Here is an 18194-nt window from a genome sequence, read left to right on the forward strand (position 1 = left end):
ACTTCTGCCTTTGAACCCATTTTAGGTTCTTGCGCACGGACATTATCGGGGACAATTTCTTGCGGACCGTCATATCTGGGCAGGAATATATCCACGGTCACGCCATGCCCGATTTCGGAGTCGATAGCGACATATCCGCCTGTCTGCCTAACGAAGCCGTCGACTTGCGCCAGTCCCAACCCGGTTCCTTTAGTTGCACTCTTGGTCGTGAAAAACGGTTCAAAGGCACGGGCGAGAACTTCAGCAGACATGCCGGGCCCGGTGTCGGATATTGACAGGATGACATAGTCGTCGCTGCTGCCTTGCCCTGCTGCGGGCCCATTTACATGGGGGCTGTTTCGCGTTCCGATTTTCAGCGTACCTTCACCGTCCATTGCATCGCGAGCGTTGACGCATAGGTTGAGTAACGCGTTCTCCAACTGGCCGGGATCAGCGCAAACGGGCCAAACGTCGTCGGCTAGCACGGTTTCAATCACGACTCCGCCACCTAAGGTACGTTCCAGCAACTCCGACATTTTCGACACAAGCTGGTTCGGATCAATGACCTGTGGTTGAAGTGGCTGCTGGCGGGCAAAGGCGAGCAACCGCCGTGTAAGGTCTGCCGCGCGATTTGCGCCCTCTTTGGCATGCGTCAGTGCAACCCGGGCCCTTTCCGTGTCCGCTAACCGCCGTTCGGCAATGTCGATCCCACCCAAAATGATCGCAAGCATATTATTAAAATCATGAGCTATGCCGCCCGTCAACTGGCCGATGGCTTCCATTTTCTGAGCCTGTCGAAGCTGGCTTTCCGCGGCCTCCCGTGTTTCGACCTCCGCCTGCAATTCGGCAATTGCTGTGGCCAGCTTGTCATTGGCTTGGCGTAACGTTCGTTGGGCAAGGCTGAGCATCAGGATGATGAGTGAAACGCCAACCGCGAATGCTGCAATCAGGGCAAAGCGCGTTAAGCGGCGGTAAAAGGGTACAGCGTCTCCCTCAAGATACACGGTTCCCACTCGCGCCCCGTTGCGTTCCACATCGGCGAGGGTGGTTATCGAAGACGCTGCCTCAAGAACGGGCTCACGCAAATTTTGCGGGATAGGCTCTCCTGTTCTGGAGAAACCGGCGAGCAATTGGCCACTAGCATCATAAACGGCTACAATTCTGGCGCTTGGATCAGCGCGAAAGGCGGTTACCGCCTCTTGCAATGCTTCGGCATCGCGGAAATCAACCGCTGCGGTAACATTTGCTGCCAAAATGCGCGCGCGCACCTGCGCACGCTCGGCTCGTTCAGTACGGTAAGAGGAATCCGCTTGAACGACGACACCAAGACCAAGAAGGAGCACGATGATGGCGAGCATGCTGACGAGTGCTTGAGGCAGTCGAACGCCGTTTTTCCACGCACCGGCAATCATCGCGTAGTCGCCCTGTGAACTTTGCGCGCAAGGCCAAGCAATTTCGAGCTTATGCCAACCCCGGCGCGTGAGGATTTGTTAGTATCAATGTCAAATTTTACGCTGTTGCCGACAAGCTGAAAGTGGATCATGCCATTGATGTTGGAATTGCGAGAGTCTGTTACCGTCACCACAGGACTCGCACCCGCCACGGCAAGCGCAGCCGATACTTCACGGCTTGACCCACCAAGATAGGCGATGTGGCATTTATTCACGTCGCCGGCTGAGGCATATCGGCGGAGCGTAAGACTGCGCGCACTAATTGTCTCACCCGCCACGGCCTTTTCCAAAGCTGAACCGAACGGATCCGCCCCGATGACGCAGATAATAATGGGTGCCCCGTCGGGAAGATGCCTGACTGGCCAATCAAGATAGGACGGGAACTTGGTCAGGAATGTCGCTTTCACGCCCAGCTCGACCGATGACGGTCGCGCAGCCGATGCAGGCTGCGCTGCCAGAAAAAGACCCGCAATACCCCAAGAGGTTATTTGCACAAAAGGCCGGATCAATGAACCCACTGAAGCCCAACCAAGACGCGCCTGGGGATGCGATTGCTTCTGGGAGCCGCATATTCATAATGTGATTTGTGAAGCAGATTGGCGCCGGAGACAAAAAATTGGAGCGTGTCCGATACACGCCAGCCCAGCCGTCCGTTCAGCTCTGTATAAGCCTCAACCCTGGGTTCAGGCCGCTCACTGACATGGCGCAGGTCGGCGTCGACCGTTATGCTGGAACCAATATTCATTGATGAGCGAAGGGAAGCGTTATGCTTCGGGTCGTTTCGCACCTGTGACAGGCCAAGCAGTTGACTTGCGCCCGGCTTAAACCTGAAATCCCCCAACAGCAGGCCATAATGTGCTGAAAAACGCCACCATGCAGTGATCTTGAGGTCAGCCCACGCCTCTAGCCCATAGGTGTGTCCCTTGATATTATTGCCCCAGATAAGGGGCAGGAAAGTAACCGGCGTGAGCTCAATGGTGCGCAAGTCGTCATATTCATTGTAGAAAGTGGAAACAGAAAAGGACATATTGGGCGATGGCTGAACACGTGTGCCAAGTTCAAACGCGGTTACTTTTTCTGTCCGATAGTTCGGGTTACCAACAAGGAACAACGTCGAACCCACAGTTTCGACAACATCTCTATCAAATGGTGTCGGAGACCGGATCGCGCGTGATGCAGCAGCCCAGACCATGGCATTCGGATCCATCTGCCAAGCGAGCCGCAAACTGGGCATGAACGCTGTTCCAGTATAGGGACCGTTTTCCAGCTTAATCCCTAACGTCGCCTTGAATGCCGGGCTGAGCGAGAACGTATCCTGCGCAAATATATTTCCCAGCTTTAGCGTCCGGGCGGCCGGGGAAAAAGCAAGGCCACCGGTGGGGTTGGTCTCAAATTTGCTGATTCTCAACCCGCCGCCGATAACGAGTGCATGATCACCCAGAGCCATGCTTTGTTGCGCATCGAGGTCATAATTCTCGATGCCAAGATCAATGCCCTCGGCCTCATTCCGCCGGGTTAACCGGTCATAATAGGCTTGTAACTGAAGTTCGCCATTTCCCTTTGTTCGCGTCCATCGCGCCAAAAGGTTGCTGCCACGCACTGTTTGATCGTCGAGAGTAGTCTGGTTGATCTTTGCCTTGAAAATGTCGCCCTGAAAGGTGATCCGGTCATCTGGCGCTGCATTCCAGTCAGCGCGAAATCCTCCTTGTACCCGATCCCAACCATCGCCTGCACCGATGTGAGCTGCGGTTTGCGTTTCATCAATGCTGAATGCTTTAGTGTAGAACCGGTAGGTGACGTCGGGTCCCAACGTGCCGCCATAACGAAGCCCTACAGCCTTCTCCTCATTGCCTACCGCGATATCCGCCAATGCGCCCAAAGTTTCTGTCGCGCTGCGGGTGATGATATTGATAACCCCTGTCACGGCGTTCGCGCCCCATAAGGTTGACCCTGGCCCACTTATCACTTCGATGCGGTCAATGTCCGAAAGCAGGACGTCCTGCGCATCCCAATAAACGCCCGAAAATAGTGGTGAATATACGCTGCGTCCGTCAATCAATATCAGCAGCTTATTTGGAAAGTTCTGGGCAATTTCGTTGCCCGACATACCGCGCGCCGTGACAGTATATCTGGACGCTGCTGTCTGCGCTACCTGAAGGTTCGGGGCGAGCCGGAGGGCCTCTGGTATGGTCTGGGCACCAGACCGTGCGATTTCGGCTTGCGATATGACATAAATGGCCGCTGGCGCCTCGCTCAACTTGCCGTCAGTTTTGAATACAGAAGAAACATTTACGTCAGACAGCTCTTCGATAGACATCTGCCGAAGGTCATCCAATGACTGAGCCTGAGCCCCCTCGGCGCAAATAATCAGAAGGGTCGTGCCTAAGGTCGCGGTTAATATTGACCGCGCTTGGCGTGCAAATGCCATGTGTTCCCCCTTTTGACGACCTGATTTTTCTCTGAAGCGCCTAACAAGGATAGACGGGGAATGTTCCGATAGGCCGGCACCAAAAAACGGGTTGACTGCGTCGGACATCGACGAACGCTGACATGTCCCCGTTTGAGCGACAAGCGCTTGACGGCAAACCCCTACATTGATGGTTAACAGCAGTAATGAGCGGAACCCGCGACAGTCGGCAACGTTGTAGACGTCATGTCAACCCTTGGTGAGTGGGAAATTATGCAGGTTCTGGGACGGTCTGTTGATCAGTTGCTGTATCAAAGGCGCAGGCATGACCGGTCTGACGTGAAAATTATCGCAGACATTCGGGTGTCTCGTGGTTTGCGGAATAAAGTGCGGATCGTTGATTTGTCGCGGACGGGTTTTCAGATGGAATGCCTCGCGTTTATTCCGGATGATCGACCCGTGTTCATGACGTTACCGGGATTTGTACAACTTGAATGCGCGATCAAGTGGCGGTCGGAATGGCATTATGGCTGCGCTTTTAATAGCCCTCTGCATGAGGGGGTTCATGACCATATCGTAACAGAATATCCCATTTTAGGAACGCCGAGTTGATGTCGGTGATGGCGTCTACCAAGGCAGCAACATAGCACCGCGTGCCGAGTTCAGGTCATATCTTAGGGATGATGCTGTAAAATCAAGCCAAAAAAAAGGGGAGCCTCAGCCCCCCTTTTTCAAAAATTCCAAATGCGTTAGCCGTTAACGCTTACGCTCCGGCTACCGCCGAAAATCCAGCTCCAAAAGCTTTCGGTTTGGCCTTCGACTTGCTTAGCTTTTTCAAGCGCTTTCATGTCGTTTCTCCATTAAAACGTGGCCTGCTCGACCAAGCGCTCAATATAATGGAAAATTAACCATATTCAACAATTGTTTGTTAACCAAGTTTTCTATCAGCGCGGCTCAAATAGTTTTGCATAAAAGCTTGGAAATTCATGGGCATGGCGATTATTTTGCCTCTAGCTCTGCTGCAATCGTGCCGCTCGAGTGCGGACAACACATCACGGTCATCAATTCCGTCTGCAATCGAAATCACACCACTTGCAGTGGCGATTCGCAGCGCGCCCACGGCGAAAATTGCATTGCTTGTTGACCCGAGAAGTTCGGCTGAAAAACTTTTGGCCAAGACAATTTCATCGGGTTCGAATTTCTTGATGAAGTCAATGTCGGCATCCGTCATTCCAAAGTTGCCAATGCCAATGCGAAAGCCGAGCTGCTGTAAATCGTGGATTGCCTGACGTGCCTGTTCGTTGAACTTATGCGCGTGCATATCAATGATTACCATAGTCACATTGGTCGGAGGACACTTTGCCTCTGATGCCGCTTTCAGCATCTCTAATCCAAAATTCTGATTTAGGATGACATCTACCGATATATTGAAGCTTATGCCAAAATCGGATCGTTCTTTGACCAAATGTCCGGCGTACAAAATCGCTTGTTTGCACAAATGGTAACTGACGTCACTCATGTGGCCAGTTTCGCGTGCGGTCAGAAACAGTTTGGCAGTGTCGATTTGACCGTAAGCGGGGTGGGTCCAACGAAGAGATGCCGCCGCGGAGCCAACTTGACCGCTGTTCAGGCTCCTCTCCGGTTCCAAAACCAGTTCAATGTCACCATTTTTCACTGCTGTTTCGAACTCGTCGCCAAAACGCGACGTCAACCATGCGTCAAATTCGACCGTCGTCGAAATAATGAACGTTGCCTGCGATTTGCTTGCCTCGACAGATGCTGCAAGCGCGCTTTCCATGCGACTATTAACATTCCTGTTAACGTTGCGATCTACACCGAAATTGATATCAACGTCGATCTTGCGGCCGTGGATCAGCAGCGGTTCGGCAAACAGCTGGCGCAAGCCCTCGAGGTGATCTGCCAACTGGCTGGTGGGGATACCTGGCATTTCCCAGAGAAACTGTTGGTTATCATTATGCGTAATCTGCTGTTCATCGATTACTGTGGACAGGCGGTGGCCAACCTCCTTTAAAATGGCGGTTTCGTCATCTTGTCGAACATATCCCAGCCGGGTGTCCGTACGGGTGAGAGTGGCGCCTATGAATACAGCGTTTGAGACGACCTCATCCACCATATACCCTGCCATGTTGAACAGGCCAGTTGTTGCGTGGCGTTGAGAGCGGATAAGGGCAGCCTTCTGGCGGGATACAAATATGCCGACGCTCGCGACGAGTGCCAGCGCGGGGACGGGATCATTGCCGATGTTTTGGGTCGCTAACCACGTGCTGGCCCCCAACATGACGGCGGCACCAGCCCAGCTTGCATGTTTGCTATACTTGAGGCCTCGCGGGGTGAGCTGAAAGGCGCAAACCACTAATGCCAAAACAAAAAAGTAAATCCAGCCTAGCACCTTGGGAATGCCACTTTTGAGCGTTTCTGCCCCCAAAACGATGAAGAATACACCGGGCTGCTCGCCCCAACCCGGCATGGAATGAATGTCATTTTGGGTTGGATCAGTTGCTCCCAAGACGACGGTTTTGCCACTTAAAAGCTGCTTATCCAATTTTCCTTCAAAAACGTCGTTCGCCGAAAAGGTGGGAATGGATGCTGGGTCGAACGTGTAATCAATCGCAAAATTTTGCGGCTTCACTTCTTTTGCTGCCGCAATGCTTACTGCCGCAGACTGGAGGCGACCGCGCGGAGTTTCGACGCTGGTAGGCAACTCCCATATATAACCAAAAAGATATGGAGCGTGAGCTGAGACATTCTCCGTCGAACCTACAGCGGATGTGTGGGAAAATATGGTGCGCGCAATGCCACTCTCCCCTGCAGTCGCCATCGCCACAACTTTCGTCGGAGCCTTCGTGCTCTCAAGCGTGTTGCGCAGGGCATTATCGGCCAAGGGTGTGGTCTCGCCTTGATAGCCGATATCTACATAGATCGCTGCTGGGTCATATGCGTCAATTTTGCGAAGCAATTCTGCTTGTTTGTCGCGCGGCCATGGCCAGCGACCAATGGCGCTGATGGAGTGGGAGTCGATTCCCACAACGACAACATCGCCCGATACTGGCTTGATGGCAGCCTTTGTTTGCACGGCGTATAAAGCCAGTGCCAGAGGCTGGAAAAAATTCAGAGCGCCCAGCACCCCGCAGATGACTGCAAAAAGCAGGATTCTTCGGCCAATTTTGACCTTGTTGAGGTTAAGCGCCATGAACTTCCCTTAGTCGGAACATGGTGAAAAATTCGTTAAGTTGTTTCAGCGGCCTCCCCGGTTAGAAGCGACAGGCGTTCGTTCAGATTTTTTAGCGACGCGATGACGTCCGGGTGCGCCTGACGATATCAACGGCCAGATCGCCGCACATGCAATAAAGGCATCAAATCAACAATTTTGGCACATGGAACTACTGCCGGGGTTTCTGGTTACCGATTGTAGCAAATGTTCGCCTCCGACGTCACTATTCCTCAGTATTCGCTCTGCGGTTCGCAAATGTGTGGGCGTTTTAAGATACAGGGATATATGAATGCATTTCATCAACCATTTCGATCAGATTAAGATCATCAATTTGCCCCAGCGGACGGATCGTCGTCGTGAGATGGACAGGGAATTGCATGATATTGGCATTATCGGTGATCCCCGGGTCGAATATAGTCCGGCGCAACGACCGTCAGACCCGGGAAAATTTACTTCAGTGGGTGCGCGTGGTTGTTATGAGAGCCACAAGAATATTCTGCGCGAAGCAGCCCAGTCGAACCAATCTGTTTTGATATTGGAGGATGACTGTGCCTTCGTTGCAGGCGCCCGTTCATATGAATTGCCCGACGATTGGGATATATTTTATGGTGGATACACGGCTGCTAAGCCACTTGATCTGCAAAATAGCGATATTATCGGCTCGCATATCATGGGATTTTCTAAACAGGGTGCGAAAGTCGTAAGCGCTTATCTGGAAAACCTTGATTATGACGGGATCCATCCCCCTATTGATGCAGCATATATTTGGTTCAGGCGTGCGCATCCCGAGGTTAGGACCCATTTTGCTATACCGCCTATTGCTGTGCAGCGGTCCTCACGCAGTGACATCGCTGACCTTAAATGGTTTGATAGGACACCTTTGGTGCGGACCATGGTTAATACCCTTCGCGGGGTCATCCGCAGAAGGGCACTTTGAATATGGGGGCAGGGGCGGAAGAGGTGATCGGCTTTATCATCGTATCACACCGCAGTGCAACACAACTGCTACGGTTGGTGAAGGCTTTAAATCATGTTTATGACCATCCCCCTATTGCATGCCACCATGACATGCACCAATCACCCATCGACCAAAGTCAATTCCCCCCAAATGTGAAATTTGTGGAGCGACCGGTCCGAACGGGTTGGGGCAAATTTTCGATTGTGCAAGGTGCACTAAGTGCGCTGAAAACGCTTTATGAGTTTAGCAGCCCTGACTGGTTCGTATTGTTAAGTGCAGCTGATTTCCCAATACGGCCTGCAGATGAAGTGTTATCGGATCTTCAGAATAGCGGCGCTGACGCCTTTATTGATTTCCGCAGCATTTATGACGGCAACGCAACCCGCGTCTCCAAAGCTGCTAACGTTGGCGAGACCAATCCCCACCTGTACCATTATGACAGTGCTGCAAACCGATTGATGAAAAAGCGACACTATACCGGCGCTGAAATTTGGCTCCCCAGGGTACGCCGCGACAATGGGGGACTCCGGCTGGGACGCCACACAGTCCACCTGCCAATTGGCTTGCCTTGGTCGCCGTTCAGTCGATCCCTTGAATGCTTTTACGGTGACCAGTGGTTTACAGCGAACAGGCGGGTCGCCACAATTTTACTTCAACCTACCCCAGATCATTTACGGCTTCAACGCCACCTGGCCTCGCGGTTTGCGCCCGACGAATGTTATTATCAGTCCGTCCTATGTAACGATCCTTCGCTTGTTTTGCACCGCGACAACAAACGTTTTGCCGAGTGGAATGGCGGGGGTGCGCATCCTCAGGAGCTGACCACCGACCTATGGTCCAAAATGTTCGATTCCGGCGCACATTTTGCGCGGAAGTTCGGCGAAGAGGATGGGTCTTTGTCCGATCTGTTGCGGATTGTTGAAGCGAGGGGACGCCAAGCTAATCCAATGCAAAGCGCGCGTCGCTAATCAGGTTTGGCGCAGCCGTTCATATAATATCCGGGTTTCCAGCAAAGTTGATATCCTGAGTGCAACTTCGATTACGTCGAACGGCTTTGCGACAAAATCTTTTGCACCAAGCGCAAGAGCCCGGCGACGGGTTTGCAAGGTGGTGTCCGCAGTCAATACAAGCACTGGTCTAAACTCGTCTGGCTGATCATGGCGTGCAAACGCCTCAAGTAACTGAAAACCGTCCACCTTGGGCATCATAAGGTCCAGAAGCACAATATCGGGCGACAATGTAATATATGATGCCAGCGCCTTTTCAGGGTCTGTCAGGCAATGGACATCGCTGTAACCTTCGCGTTGCAATACGCTCGCAAGTAACAGCACATTAGCGTCTTCGTCGTCGATGACGAGGACGCGCCTTGATAGAATGTCATCATTTTTGACTAGTTTGGCCGGCATCAGCTGTTTGCGCTCCCGTTCTTTCCTGTAACATCAAGGGTAAACCAAAAGCATGCGCCCTTTTCCTGTTGTTTGAAGCCGATCTGTCCGTTCATCGATTCCACAAGACGCTTTGACAATGCAAGTCCAAGCCCGGTTCCCTCTACTTTGGCGCGTGTCTGTTCTCCAAGCCGATCAAAGGGCGTGAACAGGCGGGACACATCAGCGGCTTTAATGCCTTCGCCATCGTCCACCACAGAAACGTGCACCGCTTCATCCACTTGCTCACAAGCCAGTTCGACAAAGCTACCCGTACGGTTGTATTTCGCGGCGTTAGCGACAAGATTAAGGATCACCTGCATAACACGTCGCCGGTCGGCTAACGCTTTTAAGCCATGCCGCGGCAACTTAAGCAAAAACTTTAATCCGGCGGCATCAACTATCGGTGAGGCAAGCGCATGTACCTCCCGCAAAAGCGCGCTCATATCGATGTCCTCAACCAGCAATTCGGTTTGGCCGGCCTCGATGCTGGAAATATCGAGCAAATCGTTAATCAGCGCCAATAAATGGCTTCCGGCTTTTATGATTTGGTCGACGGACTCACGATGCCGTGGTGAAAACTCATCGCTATCAAGCTCAAGCAATTGCCCAAAGCCCAATATGGCGCTCAGTGGCGTTCGCAACTCATGGCTTGTTCGTGATAAAAACGCGCTCTTTGCGAGATTGGCAGCTTCGGCTTCTTCGCGGGCCGCGCGTAACGCCTCTTCGGAGCGACGTCGTTCCGTCATGTCGCGTGTGATTTTGGCGAAACCACGCAAATCGCCGCTGTCATCATATAAGGCGGTGATCACCACATTTGCCCAGAACCGGGTGCCATCCTTCCGCACGCGCCAGCCTTCGTCTTCAGCTGTACCGGCGGAGCGCGCTCGCTCGAGCATCTCTGCTGGTAAATATCCCCGCGTTTCATCGGGATAAAATCGGCTGAAATGCTGGCCGAGGACTTCATCCACTTTCCAGCCTTTTATCCGCTCCGCCCCAAGGTTCCAGCTCGTGACCTTGCCGTCGGGATTAAGTGCAAAAATACCGTAATCGCGAACACCTTCAACGACGAGCCGAAATCGCTCCTCGCTCTCACGAAGTGCCTGCTCGCGCGCCCGCAGAAGCGCGCTCGCTTTGTCCATGCGTTGTCCCAATATCCCGATTTCGTCGGCATCGTCCGGGATCGGGTTTAAAGCTTCGCCACTGGCAAGCAGTTCGGCATTATGTTCCAATATTCGGACCCGGCGGACGATACCTGTCGAAAATAGATACACAGCAGCCAAGCTACCCAAAAGCCCGACAATCGCGCTCACTGCGGTCAAGACCAAAAAGTTTTTGCGCACCTCATCGACTTTCGCTTGCCGCTGATCAAGCAACACGCGTTCCCGGCGCTGGATGTTCTCGATTTCGCGGCGCATGCCATCGAGGACGATCTTGTTGGATATTAAAGCGGCTTCGAGTGCATTGGCATTCCGCTGGCTCAACGATGGCGTTCCAGCAAGAGACACGATCGTTTTGAGTCCCTCCCGCTTTTGGGCTGTCGCTCGCCGGATACGCTCAAAGCCTTGGCGCACCTCGGCGTCACGGATTTCTTTATCGAGGCGGTTCATGGTCGCGGGCAACTCCGCCTCCGCCTTGCGATATGGCTCCAAAAACCGTGGCTGCCCAGTTAATACATAGCCCCTCGCGCCCGCAGCGGCCTCTGCTAGTAAAGCATGAACCTGATAGGTGTCGCGCTGAATTGCAAATGCCCTGCGGACATCATCCTCCGCGCGGGTTTCTGCGTTACTGGCCAGATAGAGCGATATGAGCGCTCCGAACAGGATGGCAAGCGGCAGTGCAACCACGACAAGCCCTTTGAATGCCAGCGGTCGATCTGTCCAATAGCCGGTAATGTAACGTGTCGTTCTCTTCACAGTCATGGAAGAGTGTGCGATCGTTGCTTTGTCGCGACCACGGCAGCCTGCGTTCGGTCGGCCACGCCCAGCTTTGCAATGATCCTTTCGACATGGGCCTTAACCGTGGCGGGACTGATCATCAGCTGCCGCGCGATTTCCTTATTAGTCATCCCTTGCGATACCAGATCAAGAACCTCCATCTCCCTGGCGGTTAGAATGGCGGTTGTGTATCTGGTCTCCATGTCGCGGTTTGGTTCGCGAAGAACAGCGTTCATCAGACTGATGGGTATGGCGGTTTGTCCGGCTAGCACCTGATCAACGGCGGCGCGCAGGTCGTCGATAGCCGTATCCTTCAGGACATAGCCAGCCGCCCCGGCGGAAAGAGCCTCACGCGCGTATGCCGGCAAGTCGTGAAGCGTCAGCATCAGCACTCTAGTTGGAAAACCGAGTGCAGTAATCCGTCTTGTGGCCTCCAGCCCGTCTATACCGGCACCAAGTCGCACGTCCATCAGCACCAAATCTGGTACGGTCTCTTTTACAAGCTCCACAGCTTCCTCGCCTGACGCCACATCACCGACGATCTCAAGACCACTGCTTGCGAGTACGGCCTTAAGTCCTTCCCGCGCGAGGGCATGGTCATCAACAATAATGATCCGCGGCACTGGCAATGTCAGCTCGTTTCTGAAAAATGTGCAATGACGCTTACGCCGCCATTTGGTTTAGCTTTCCATAGCAACGCACCGCCGACCGCAGCCATGCGTTCACGCATGACATCAATGCCAATCTGTGCGCCGTCCCGCGTCTCGCGATATTGAAATCCTGTGTCCGAGCATCCCTTGCCAAAATCTTCGACCCGCAAATATGGTCGATTACCGCAATGGGACAGTCGGAGTTCCAACTCGACGCGGCAACCTTTCCCCGCATGTTTGCGGATATTTGTGACGGCCTCTTGCGCCACCCGAAAAATGGCTGTTTCAATATTGCCCGGATAGGCCGTGGAAGGGCGTTGCAGTTGCAACCTAACGTCAAAGCCGTCACTGGCGAGTGAATCGGCTATGGACCGAATGGCAGCCTCAAGCCCCAGATCATCGAGAAGGGTAGGGCGCAACCCGCCAATCACGGCCCGTAATTCAGCGACCATATCACGCGCAATGGCAGTTAACCTTGTTCGGTCTGCGGCCGGGATGTCGGCAGCGGTCGTTGAACTGTCACCTTCTAGCATACGGACGAGTGCAGTTGCGGTCTGGGCAACACCATCATGCAAATCGTGCGACACCCGGCGTCGCTCTTCCTCTTGCGCAGAGAACATCCGCCCTACCAGATATTCAAGGTGCAATTCGCGATCATGTAGGGCGTTCAGCAGGTCGGTCCGTTCGCGTTCCCGGTTCACTCTGTCGATAGTCGCCCCCATCATCTCGATGTGCATGCGAAACGCATCCCGATCCTCTTCATCTGCAATGTCGTCCGGTGAAGAAACGCCAGCCATTTGGATGCGACCAACAATACAGGCTTCATCTCCCGGCGCTGGAATTGCTATTCCAGGCGCGCTTGGGTCGAAACTGACTTCGGCACGCGCGCGGCCCAGAAAATAGGCCAACTGCGCGGCAATATGCGCGAGCATTTCCTCTAGCCCGTCAATTCCGGTTCCAGCCAATTGCCGTCCACTGTTCGACAACAACCGCAGACGCGCTGCGCGGGCCTCAGCCGCACGATATAATTCGCGCAATTCGGCAATAGTTTCGATTGGGGAATCAAGAGCCGAGGGTTGAACCTGCATTCCTTGCGTTTAGCGCAATCGACCAAAACTGCATAGGCCACCTGGCTTAGGCCGCGCGGCTCACCATTCGGCCAATGTTGAGAAGCGCTTTCAACCCATAAATCGGATGCATGGGCGAAATGCTCATGGACGGATGCGCATATTGCCAGTCGCCTCCAGCCTCAGGAGTCAATTTGATGAAAAAATTCTCACGCAGAATAACTTGCTTGATCGCGGCGTTGCCATTGATTGCCTTCGCGTCACCCGCCGCGGCGGCACAAAAGCAAGCTGTCGCACTGCAGTCGACAATGATTACACCGACCTATGCACCAATTACCGTCGCCGAGGTAGAAGCCGCGCAGCGCGCGTGGGGCGATGCTCTCGTTGCGATTTCCACCACTTACGACCGTGATGGCTTTGCGGCCGCCAAACGGCTGGCCGAAACCGTGCTCGACAGCGCGTACGCCTACAATATGGGCCCGGTTTTGTTCAAGCCGACCTTGACTTTGGCACCGCAGACATTCCGGACAAAGCGCGATGGCGCACTGGCCTATTTTGTAGGTGGCGACAAAACCTATCCTAACGACAGTGGCTTTGCATTGAAGGGCTGGCGCACTTACAAGATCGACAATGCGGGCATTGTTGTGACAGGCACCTCAGCGACCTCAATGGGCAATGTGACTCTTACGGATGCAAAAGGCAATGTGACCACCGTTGACAAAACATGGGGTTATGTCCGCGATGGCGAAGGCAAGCTTCGCATATTCCTTCACCATTCATCATTGCCTTACAAACCGAACTGAATTTCCACGGTAACGCGACTGCCGCAACTGGCGGCGGTCGCACCCACCACTTTGCACAGGAACGAAGCGTTGCCCGAACGGTAATCTTCGCAACCAAAAGGATTGTGTATCATGAACAAGCGTTTTCTCCTCGCCGCAGCCAGCTGTGCAATCGCAATCGTTGCTTCAGCCCCCGTCTATGCTGGCAGCAGCGACGGCAAAATCCAGATCAAAGCCTTTGGAACCGGCGTACTGCCCGATGGCGCCATTACCGACGTCAACCAGAACGCTATCGGGGTGCCAGCAAGCGCGCAGACACGGGCTACTGACTCGTTCGTTCCAACAATCGCCGCCGAATATTTTCTTTCACCCAATTTCTCGATCGAAACCATTTGCTGCGTTACGCCGCATGACGTCCGAGGTGCGGGGCCACTTGCCGGAGCGCGGCTTATCGAAAATGCAATCATATTGCCTGCAACAGTGACGGCGAAATATCACCTTCCGATCGGCAATGGCGTTAAACCATATCTAGGGGCGGGACCTACGCACTTTTTCATCTTCAGCGAAGGCGTAGGCGCCAGTGCTGCCGCGCTTGGAGCAACGGACGTCAATCTGTCCGACGAGTTTGGTTTTGCGCTTCAGGCTGGCCTTGACGTGAAAATCAACGATCAGGGTCTTGGTTTTTCGCTCGACGCCAAGCGCTACTTTGTCGGGACAACAGCGACATTCCGCGCCGGCAACACCACTGCACTACAAACCGAACATGATCTTGACCCGTGGGTAGTTAGCGCCGGGTTGACGTATCGATTCTGACCAAAAGCGTTTGCAGTCTGCGCAAATAATTTCATGTGGGCGGACCGTCCGAACGGCGCCGGATGACAGCGCAGCGGGCATGATACGCTGTCATTCCGTCGCCCCCGAACAAGTACAGGCAAGCTGAGGCTGACACCCGCCTACAGTGCTTCGGTTTCTGTCGGAAAACAGAAAAAAGGTATCGAGACGAAAGCTGTGCAACGGTCGGCCAAGCGCTGTTTATTGGATTTGAAATCCGGGGCTGAAGAGGGGTGTCTCCCCCCAAAGGCGGCCGAAGAAACGCCCTTGCCAGCGGGTGTAATACTGTTACATTTCGGGCCGTTGGGATAGTGGGAGAAGCGACGTGACAAGCGGTGAGGCGGTGAACGCGACAGGCAACAGCAAATTTCTTGGCTGGATTGAACGCACTGGCAACAAATTGCCTGATCCTGTTTTCTTGTTTCTATATCTTGTCGCCGGACTGATTTTGCTCTCGGTGTTTGCTGCTGCTTTAAATTGGTCAGCCGTACATCCAACCGAAATTGATCCCGAGACCGGCACCCAAAAGGTAATTGCAGCGACCAGCCTGTTGTCGGCGGAAAATATCCGTAAATTATGGGTTGAAATGCCCAAGACTTTCACCGGTTTCCACCCCCTTGGATATGTCCTGGTGGTGATGCTCGGCGCGGGTGTCGCCGAAAAGTCGGGGTTATTTGGCGCGGCCATGCGTGCAGGTGTTGCAAATGCCCCGAAATATCTGTTGACCCCTATTGTGGCGTTAGTGGCCATGATGGGAAATTTGGCAGCAGATGCCGCTTATGTCGTCCTCATCCCGCTTGCCGGTGTCATTTATGCAGCTGCAGGGCGTCACCCAATTGCTGGAATCGCAGCCGCCTTTGCGGGTGTGTCCGGCGGATTTTCAGCAAACTTGTTTCCTGGCCAGCTTGATGCCTTATTGTTCGGGATTACCCAATCGGCTGCCAATACTGTGTTCCCCGATTGGCAGGCAAACATCGCAGGCAACTGGTATTTCATAGTTGGCATGACGTTCGTTTTTCTGCCCGTGATCTGGTATGTTACCGACAAGATTATCGAACCGCGCCTTGGTACTTATCGTGCCGTTGGCGCGCAAGCTGTCTCCGCTGGGATAACAACGGACCGTCAGAATGATAACGAGCTGTCAGATTCCGAAATCAGCCAGCCATTATCGCCAGACCAACGCAAGGGACTTCGTCATGCGGGTCTTGCGACATTAGGGGTCGTCGCGCTCTGGCTGTTCATGACGCTTGGCCCAGATACGCCGCTGATCGACGAAACTGCCACGCCAGAGGCTCAGCTTACGCCCTTTTACCAATCGCTGGTGGCTGGCTTTATGGTACTCTTTCTGCTCGCTGGATGGGCGTTCGGGCGTGCAACTGGCATTATCAAAAACCACCGCGATCTGGTAAGCATGATGTCACAATCCATGGGTGACATGGCCTATTTCTTGGTTCTTGCCTTTGCCATTTCACACTTTGTTGCGATGTTTGGTTGGTCAAATCTCGGTCTTATCACTGCGGTTCATGGTGCAGACGGACTAAAGGCTCTCGCGCTGCCTGCTCCAATCCTGCTGATGCTCGTTGTGATATTCACTGCTGCGCTAAATTTGTTTGTCGGATCGGCCAGTGCAAAATGGGCCCTGTTGGCTCCCGTCCTCGTTCCCATGCTCATGCTATTGGGCGTCAGTGCCGAGATGACCACGGCGTCCTATCGCGTGGGGGACGGTGCGACTAATATCATAACGCCGTTGATGGTATATTTTCCGCTCATTCTGGTTTTTTGCCAACGCTGGGTGAAGGATTTCGGCATTGGCAGTCTTGCAGCTACCATGATTCCATATTCCGTCGGATTATTGCTGGTTGGCATGGCACTTGTTGGAATATGGGTAGCGGTCGAAATTCCCTTGGGGCCGTCCGCTCCGGTGTTTCTTGAAAGCCTCTGACAATTCCCGAAACCCAAGCGATTAGGGCTTAAAAACGGCAGCGCTTCGAGACTGATCAATTAGCCATGTTAACCAACCAAAACTACTTAGCTGCCTATATATCCTGAGAAGTGCTTCGATAGAATCCGCGGGCTGGCGGTGGTTATCCCTCATGGACAAAAGTGGGGGCGACGGCCATGGTTGCCGTGACACAGCCCGAAGCGCGAACGGAGCATCGATCGCTTCGTCATGGCTGCGGGATGACGATTACTATAAGGATTTGGCGAATGCAGTTAACCGCAAGCTTGATATTGATGGCATCTTTAGGCGCGGCCGCGTCGCCAGCGGCAGGCGACGATGCCGTGAAGCGCGGTGCAAATAGCGCGAATTATGCAGCGGTGGTGAAACAGCTCGATGCCGAGCCTGGACGTAAAGTTGATGACATCATAAAGCTTGTGGAGATTCCTGCCCCCCCGTTCAAGGAAGCAGAACGCGCGAAGGCATATCGCGATATGCTCCTCGCCGCTGGGCTTCAGGACGTCGAAATTGATGCAGAGGGTAACGCAACGGGTCTGTACCGCGGATCGGGCCCAGCTGGTGGGCAGGTGATCGTATTGGCAGCGCATCTTGACACTGTTTTCCCGGAAGGCACGCCGCTGAAAGTGCGCCGAGATGGGAGCAAATTATATGCGCCCGGAATTGGAGACGATACGCGAAGCCTGGCGGTCATCCTCGCTTATGCGCGCGCCATGAAGGACAAGAATGTCCGTCCGCGTACTGATATATTGTTTGTGGGCAATGTCGGAGAAGAGGGGCCTGGTGACCTGCGTGGCGTGCGGTACCTGTTTACCAAGGGTAGGTATAAAGACCGTGTGAAAGCGTTTCTGTCCATGGATGGCACCGATGCCCAGCGCGTCGTCAATGGCGGTGTGGGATCACGGCGTTACCGCATCACCTACAAAGGACCAGGGGGTCATAGCTATGGTGCCTTCGGCCTTGTAAATCCCATGATTGCCATGGGTCAAACGGTGACCGAACTGTATAAAACCGTTGTACCCACATCCCCCAAAACAACTTATGCCGCATCGGTCACCGGTGGCGGAACTTCGGTCAACTCAATTCCAAACGAAGTATTCATGGAGTTTGATTTCCGATCAGAAAGCCCTGCCGAACTTGCCAAAGTTGAACAAAAATTCTTGTCGATCGTGCAGGAAAGCGTCGATGCAGAAAACGCGGCACGCTCAACAGGCGAAGGCAAGATCGTTGCCGAAGCCAAGCTCATAGGCGACCGTCCCGCCGGGTTGACTGCCGAAAGTCACGCAATAATAAAGATTGCCACGGCGGCCATTCGTGCAAAGGGGCTCACGCCGCAGCTGACGTCTTCATCGACTGATGCCAATTTGCCCATGAGCTTGGGGGTGCCCGCTTTGACGATTGGATCCGGCGGAAGTGGCGGTCGCGCACATTCACTCGATGAATGGATTGATGTGGAGAAAAGTCAAAGCGTCAAAGGCATGTCTACGGGATTGCTCATGCTTTTGGCGATGGCAGACAG

At 53.6% G+C, this 18194-nt stretch carries 15 protein-coding genes; 7 read left to right on the top strand and 8 right to left on the bottom strand.

Features of this window, described 5'->3' with window-relative positions; all coding sequences use genetic code 11:
- The 3 genes from ACK4S7_RS10635 to ACK4S7_RS10645 form a co-directional block, all read right to left on the bottom strand.
- A partial coding sequence (locus ACK4S7_RS10635; RefSeq protein WP_409646637.1) for an ATP-binding protein occupies positions 1-1391 on the bottom strand: 1391 nt, incomplete at its 3' end.
- On the bottom strand, positions 1388-1924 hold the full coding sequence (locus tag ACK4S7_RS10640) for a YfiR family protein (protein WP_409646639.1): 537 nt from the start codon (positions 1922-1924) through the stop codon (positions 1388-1390). The genes ACK4S7_RS10640 and ACK4S7_RS10635, both read right to left, overlap by 4 nt.
- Before the next feature lie 11 nt (positions 1925-1935).
- On the bottom strand, positions 1936-3858 hold the full coding sequence (locus tag ACK4S7_RS10645; protein ID WP_409646641.1) for a TonB-dependent receptor plug domain-containing protein: 1923 nt from the start codon (positions 3856-3858) through the stop codon (positions 1936-1938).
- A 225-nt stretch (positions 3859-4083) separates the two neighbouring features.
- Here ACK4S7_RS10645 and ACK4S7_RS10650 point away from each other — a divergent pair, with 225 nt between their 5' ends.
- A complete protein-coding gene (locus tag ACK4S7_RS10650; protein ID WP_409646643.1) occupies positions 4084-4449 on the top strand; it encodes a PilZ domain-containing protein in 366 nt (121 codons plus the stop codon).
- 316 nt (positions 4450-4765) lie between these two features.
- On the opposite strand, the gene ACK4S7_RS10655 is transcribed toward ACK4S7_RS10650, so the two are convergent.
- Positions 4766-7048, bottom strand: coding sequence for an EAL domain-containing protein (locus ACK4S7_RS10655; RefSeq protein ID WP_409646645.1), 2283 nt, complete (start codon positions 7046-7048; stop codon positions 4766-4768).
- A gap of 310 nt (positions 7049-7358) precedes the next feature.
- Between ACK4S7_RS10655 and ACK4S7_RS10660 the strand changes: the two genes are divergently transcribed.
- Both ACK4S7_RS10660 and ACK4S7_RS10665 read left to right on the top strand, forming a co-directional pair.
- Positions 7359-8006: a hypothetical protein gene (locus tag ACK4S7_RS10660; RefSeq protein WP_409646647.1), complete on the top strand. Its 648-nt coding sequence runs from the start codon at positions 7359-7361 to the stop codon at positions 8004-8006.
- A 2-nt stretch (positions 8007-8008) separates the two neighbouring features.
- Positions 8009-8995, top strand: a complete 987-nt coding sequence (locus tag ACK4S7_RS10665) for a beta-1,6-N-acetylglucosaminyltransferase (RefSeq protein WP_409646649.1) — start codon at positions 8009-8011, stop codon at positions 8993-8995.
- Here the strand turns inward: ACK4S7_RS10665 and ACK4S7_RS10670 are convergent, their stop codons facing one another.
- The 4 genes from ACK4S7_RS10670 to ACK4S7_RS10685 are packed head-to-tail and all read right to left on the bottom strand — an operon-like array spanning position 8996 to position 13126.
- Entirely contained in the window at positions 8996-9433 is a 438-nt protein-coding gene (locus ACK4S7_RS10670; protein ID WP_409646651.1) for a response regulator, read from the bottom strand. It lies immediately after the preceding gene.
- On the bottom strand, positions 9433-11373 hold the full coding sequence (locus ACK4S7_RS10675) for an ATP-binding protein (RefSeq protein WP_409646653.1): 1941 nt from the start codon (positions 11371-11373) through the stop codon (positions 9433-9435). Before ACK4S7_RS10675 ends, ACK4S7_RS10670 begins: the two co-directional genes overlap by 1 nt.
- Entirely contained in the window at positions 11370-12011 is a 642-nt protein-coding gene (locus tag ACK4S7_RS10680; RefSeq protein ID WP_409646655.1) for a response regulator, read from the bottom strand. Before ACK4S7_RS10680 ends, ACK4S7_RS10675 begins: the two co-directional genes overlap by 4 nt.
- A gap of 8 nt (positions 12012-12019) precedes the next feature.
- Positions 12020-13126 (bottom strand): sensor histidine kinase, encoded by a 1107-nt coding sequence (locus ACK4S7_RS10685; RefSeq protein WP_409646656.1) that lies wholly within the window; start codon positions 13124-13126, stop codon positions 12020-12022.
- Between the two features lie 176 nt (positions 13127-13302).
- Here ACK4S7_RS10685 and ACK4S7_RS10690 point away from each other — a divergent pair, with 176 nt between their 5' ends.
- The 4 genes from ACK4S7_RS10690 to ACK4S7_RS10705 all read left to right on the top strand — a co-directional run.
- Positions 13303-13908, top strand: coding sequence for a hypothetical protein (locus tag ACK4S7_RS10690; RefSeq protein ID WP_409646657.1), 606 nt, complete (start codon positions 13303-13305; stop codon positions 13906-13908).
- Between the two features lie 111 nt (positions 13909-14019).
- Complete coding sequence (locus ACK4S7_RS10695) at positions 14020-14700, top strand: OmpW/AlkL family protein (RefSeq protein ID WP_409646658.1); 681 nt, start codon at positions 14020-14022, stop codon at positions 14698-14700.
- Positions 14701-15043: 343 nt separating this feature from the next.
- The gene (locus ACK4S7_RS10700; RefSeq protein WP_409646660.1) at positions 15044-16660 is read left to right on the top strand and encodes an AbgT family transporter; all 1617 of its coding nucleotides are present in this window, start codon (positions 15044-15046) and stop codon (positions 16658-16660) included.
- A 266-nt stretch (positions 16661-16926) separates the two neighbouring features.
- A partial coding sequence (locus ACK4S7_RS10705) for a M20/M25/M40 family metallo-hydrolase (RefSeq protein ID WP_409646662.1) occupies positions 16927-18194 on the top strand: 1268 nt, incomplete at its 3' end.

The sequence above is a fragment of the Sphingorhabdus sp. genome (assembly GCF_046292425.1).
Lineage (GTDB): Bacteria > Pseudomonadota > Alphaproteobacteria > Sphingomonadales > Sphingomonadaceae > Sphingorhabdus_B.

Coding starts and splice junctions, on each gene's coding strand:
- ACK4S7_RS10685 (WP_409646656.1), bottom strand. CDS start 13,126: ATGCAGGTTCAACCCTCGGCTCTTGATTCCCCAATCGAAACTATTGCC.
- ACK4S7_RS10675 (WP_409646653.1), bottom strand. CDS start 11,373: ATGACTGTGAAGAGAACGACACGTTACATTACCGGCTATTGGACAGAT.
- ACK4S7_RS10655 (WP_409646645.1), bottom strand. CDS start 7,048: ATGGCGCTTAACCTCAACAAGGTCAAAATTGGCCGAAGAATCCTGCTT.
- ACK4S7_RS10690 (WP_409646657.1), top strand. CDS start 13,303: ATGAAAAAATTCTCACGCAGAATAACTTGCTTGATCGCGGCGTTGCCA.
- ACK4S7_RS10660 (WP_409646647.1), top strand. CDS start 7,359: ATGCATTTCATCAACCATTTCGATCAGATTAAGATCATCAATTTGCCC.
- ACK4S7_RS10645 (WP_409646641.1), bottom strand. CDS start 3,858: ATGGCATTTGCACGCCAAGCGCGGTCAATATTAACCGCGACCTTAGGC.
- ACK4S7_RS10665 (WP_409646649.1), top strand. CDS start 8,009: ATGGGGGCAGGGGCGGAAGAGGTGATCGGCTTTATCATCGTATCACAC.
- ACK4S7_RS10670 (WP_409646651.1), bottom strand. CDS start 9,433: ATGCCGGCCAAACTAGTCAAAAATGATGACATTCTATCAAGGCGCGTC.
- ACK4S7_RS10650 (WP_409646643.1), top strand. CDS start 4,084: ATGTCAACCCTTGGTGAGTGGGAAATTATGCAGGTTCTGGGACGGTCT.
- ACK4S7_RS10695 (WP_409646658.1), top strand. CDS start 14,020: ATGAACAAGCGTTTTCTCCTCGCCGCAGCCAGCTGTGCAATCGCAATC.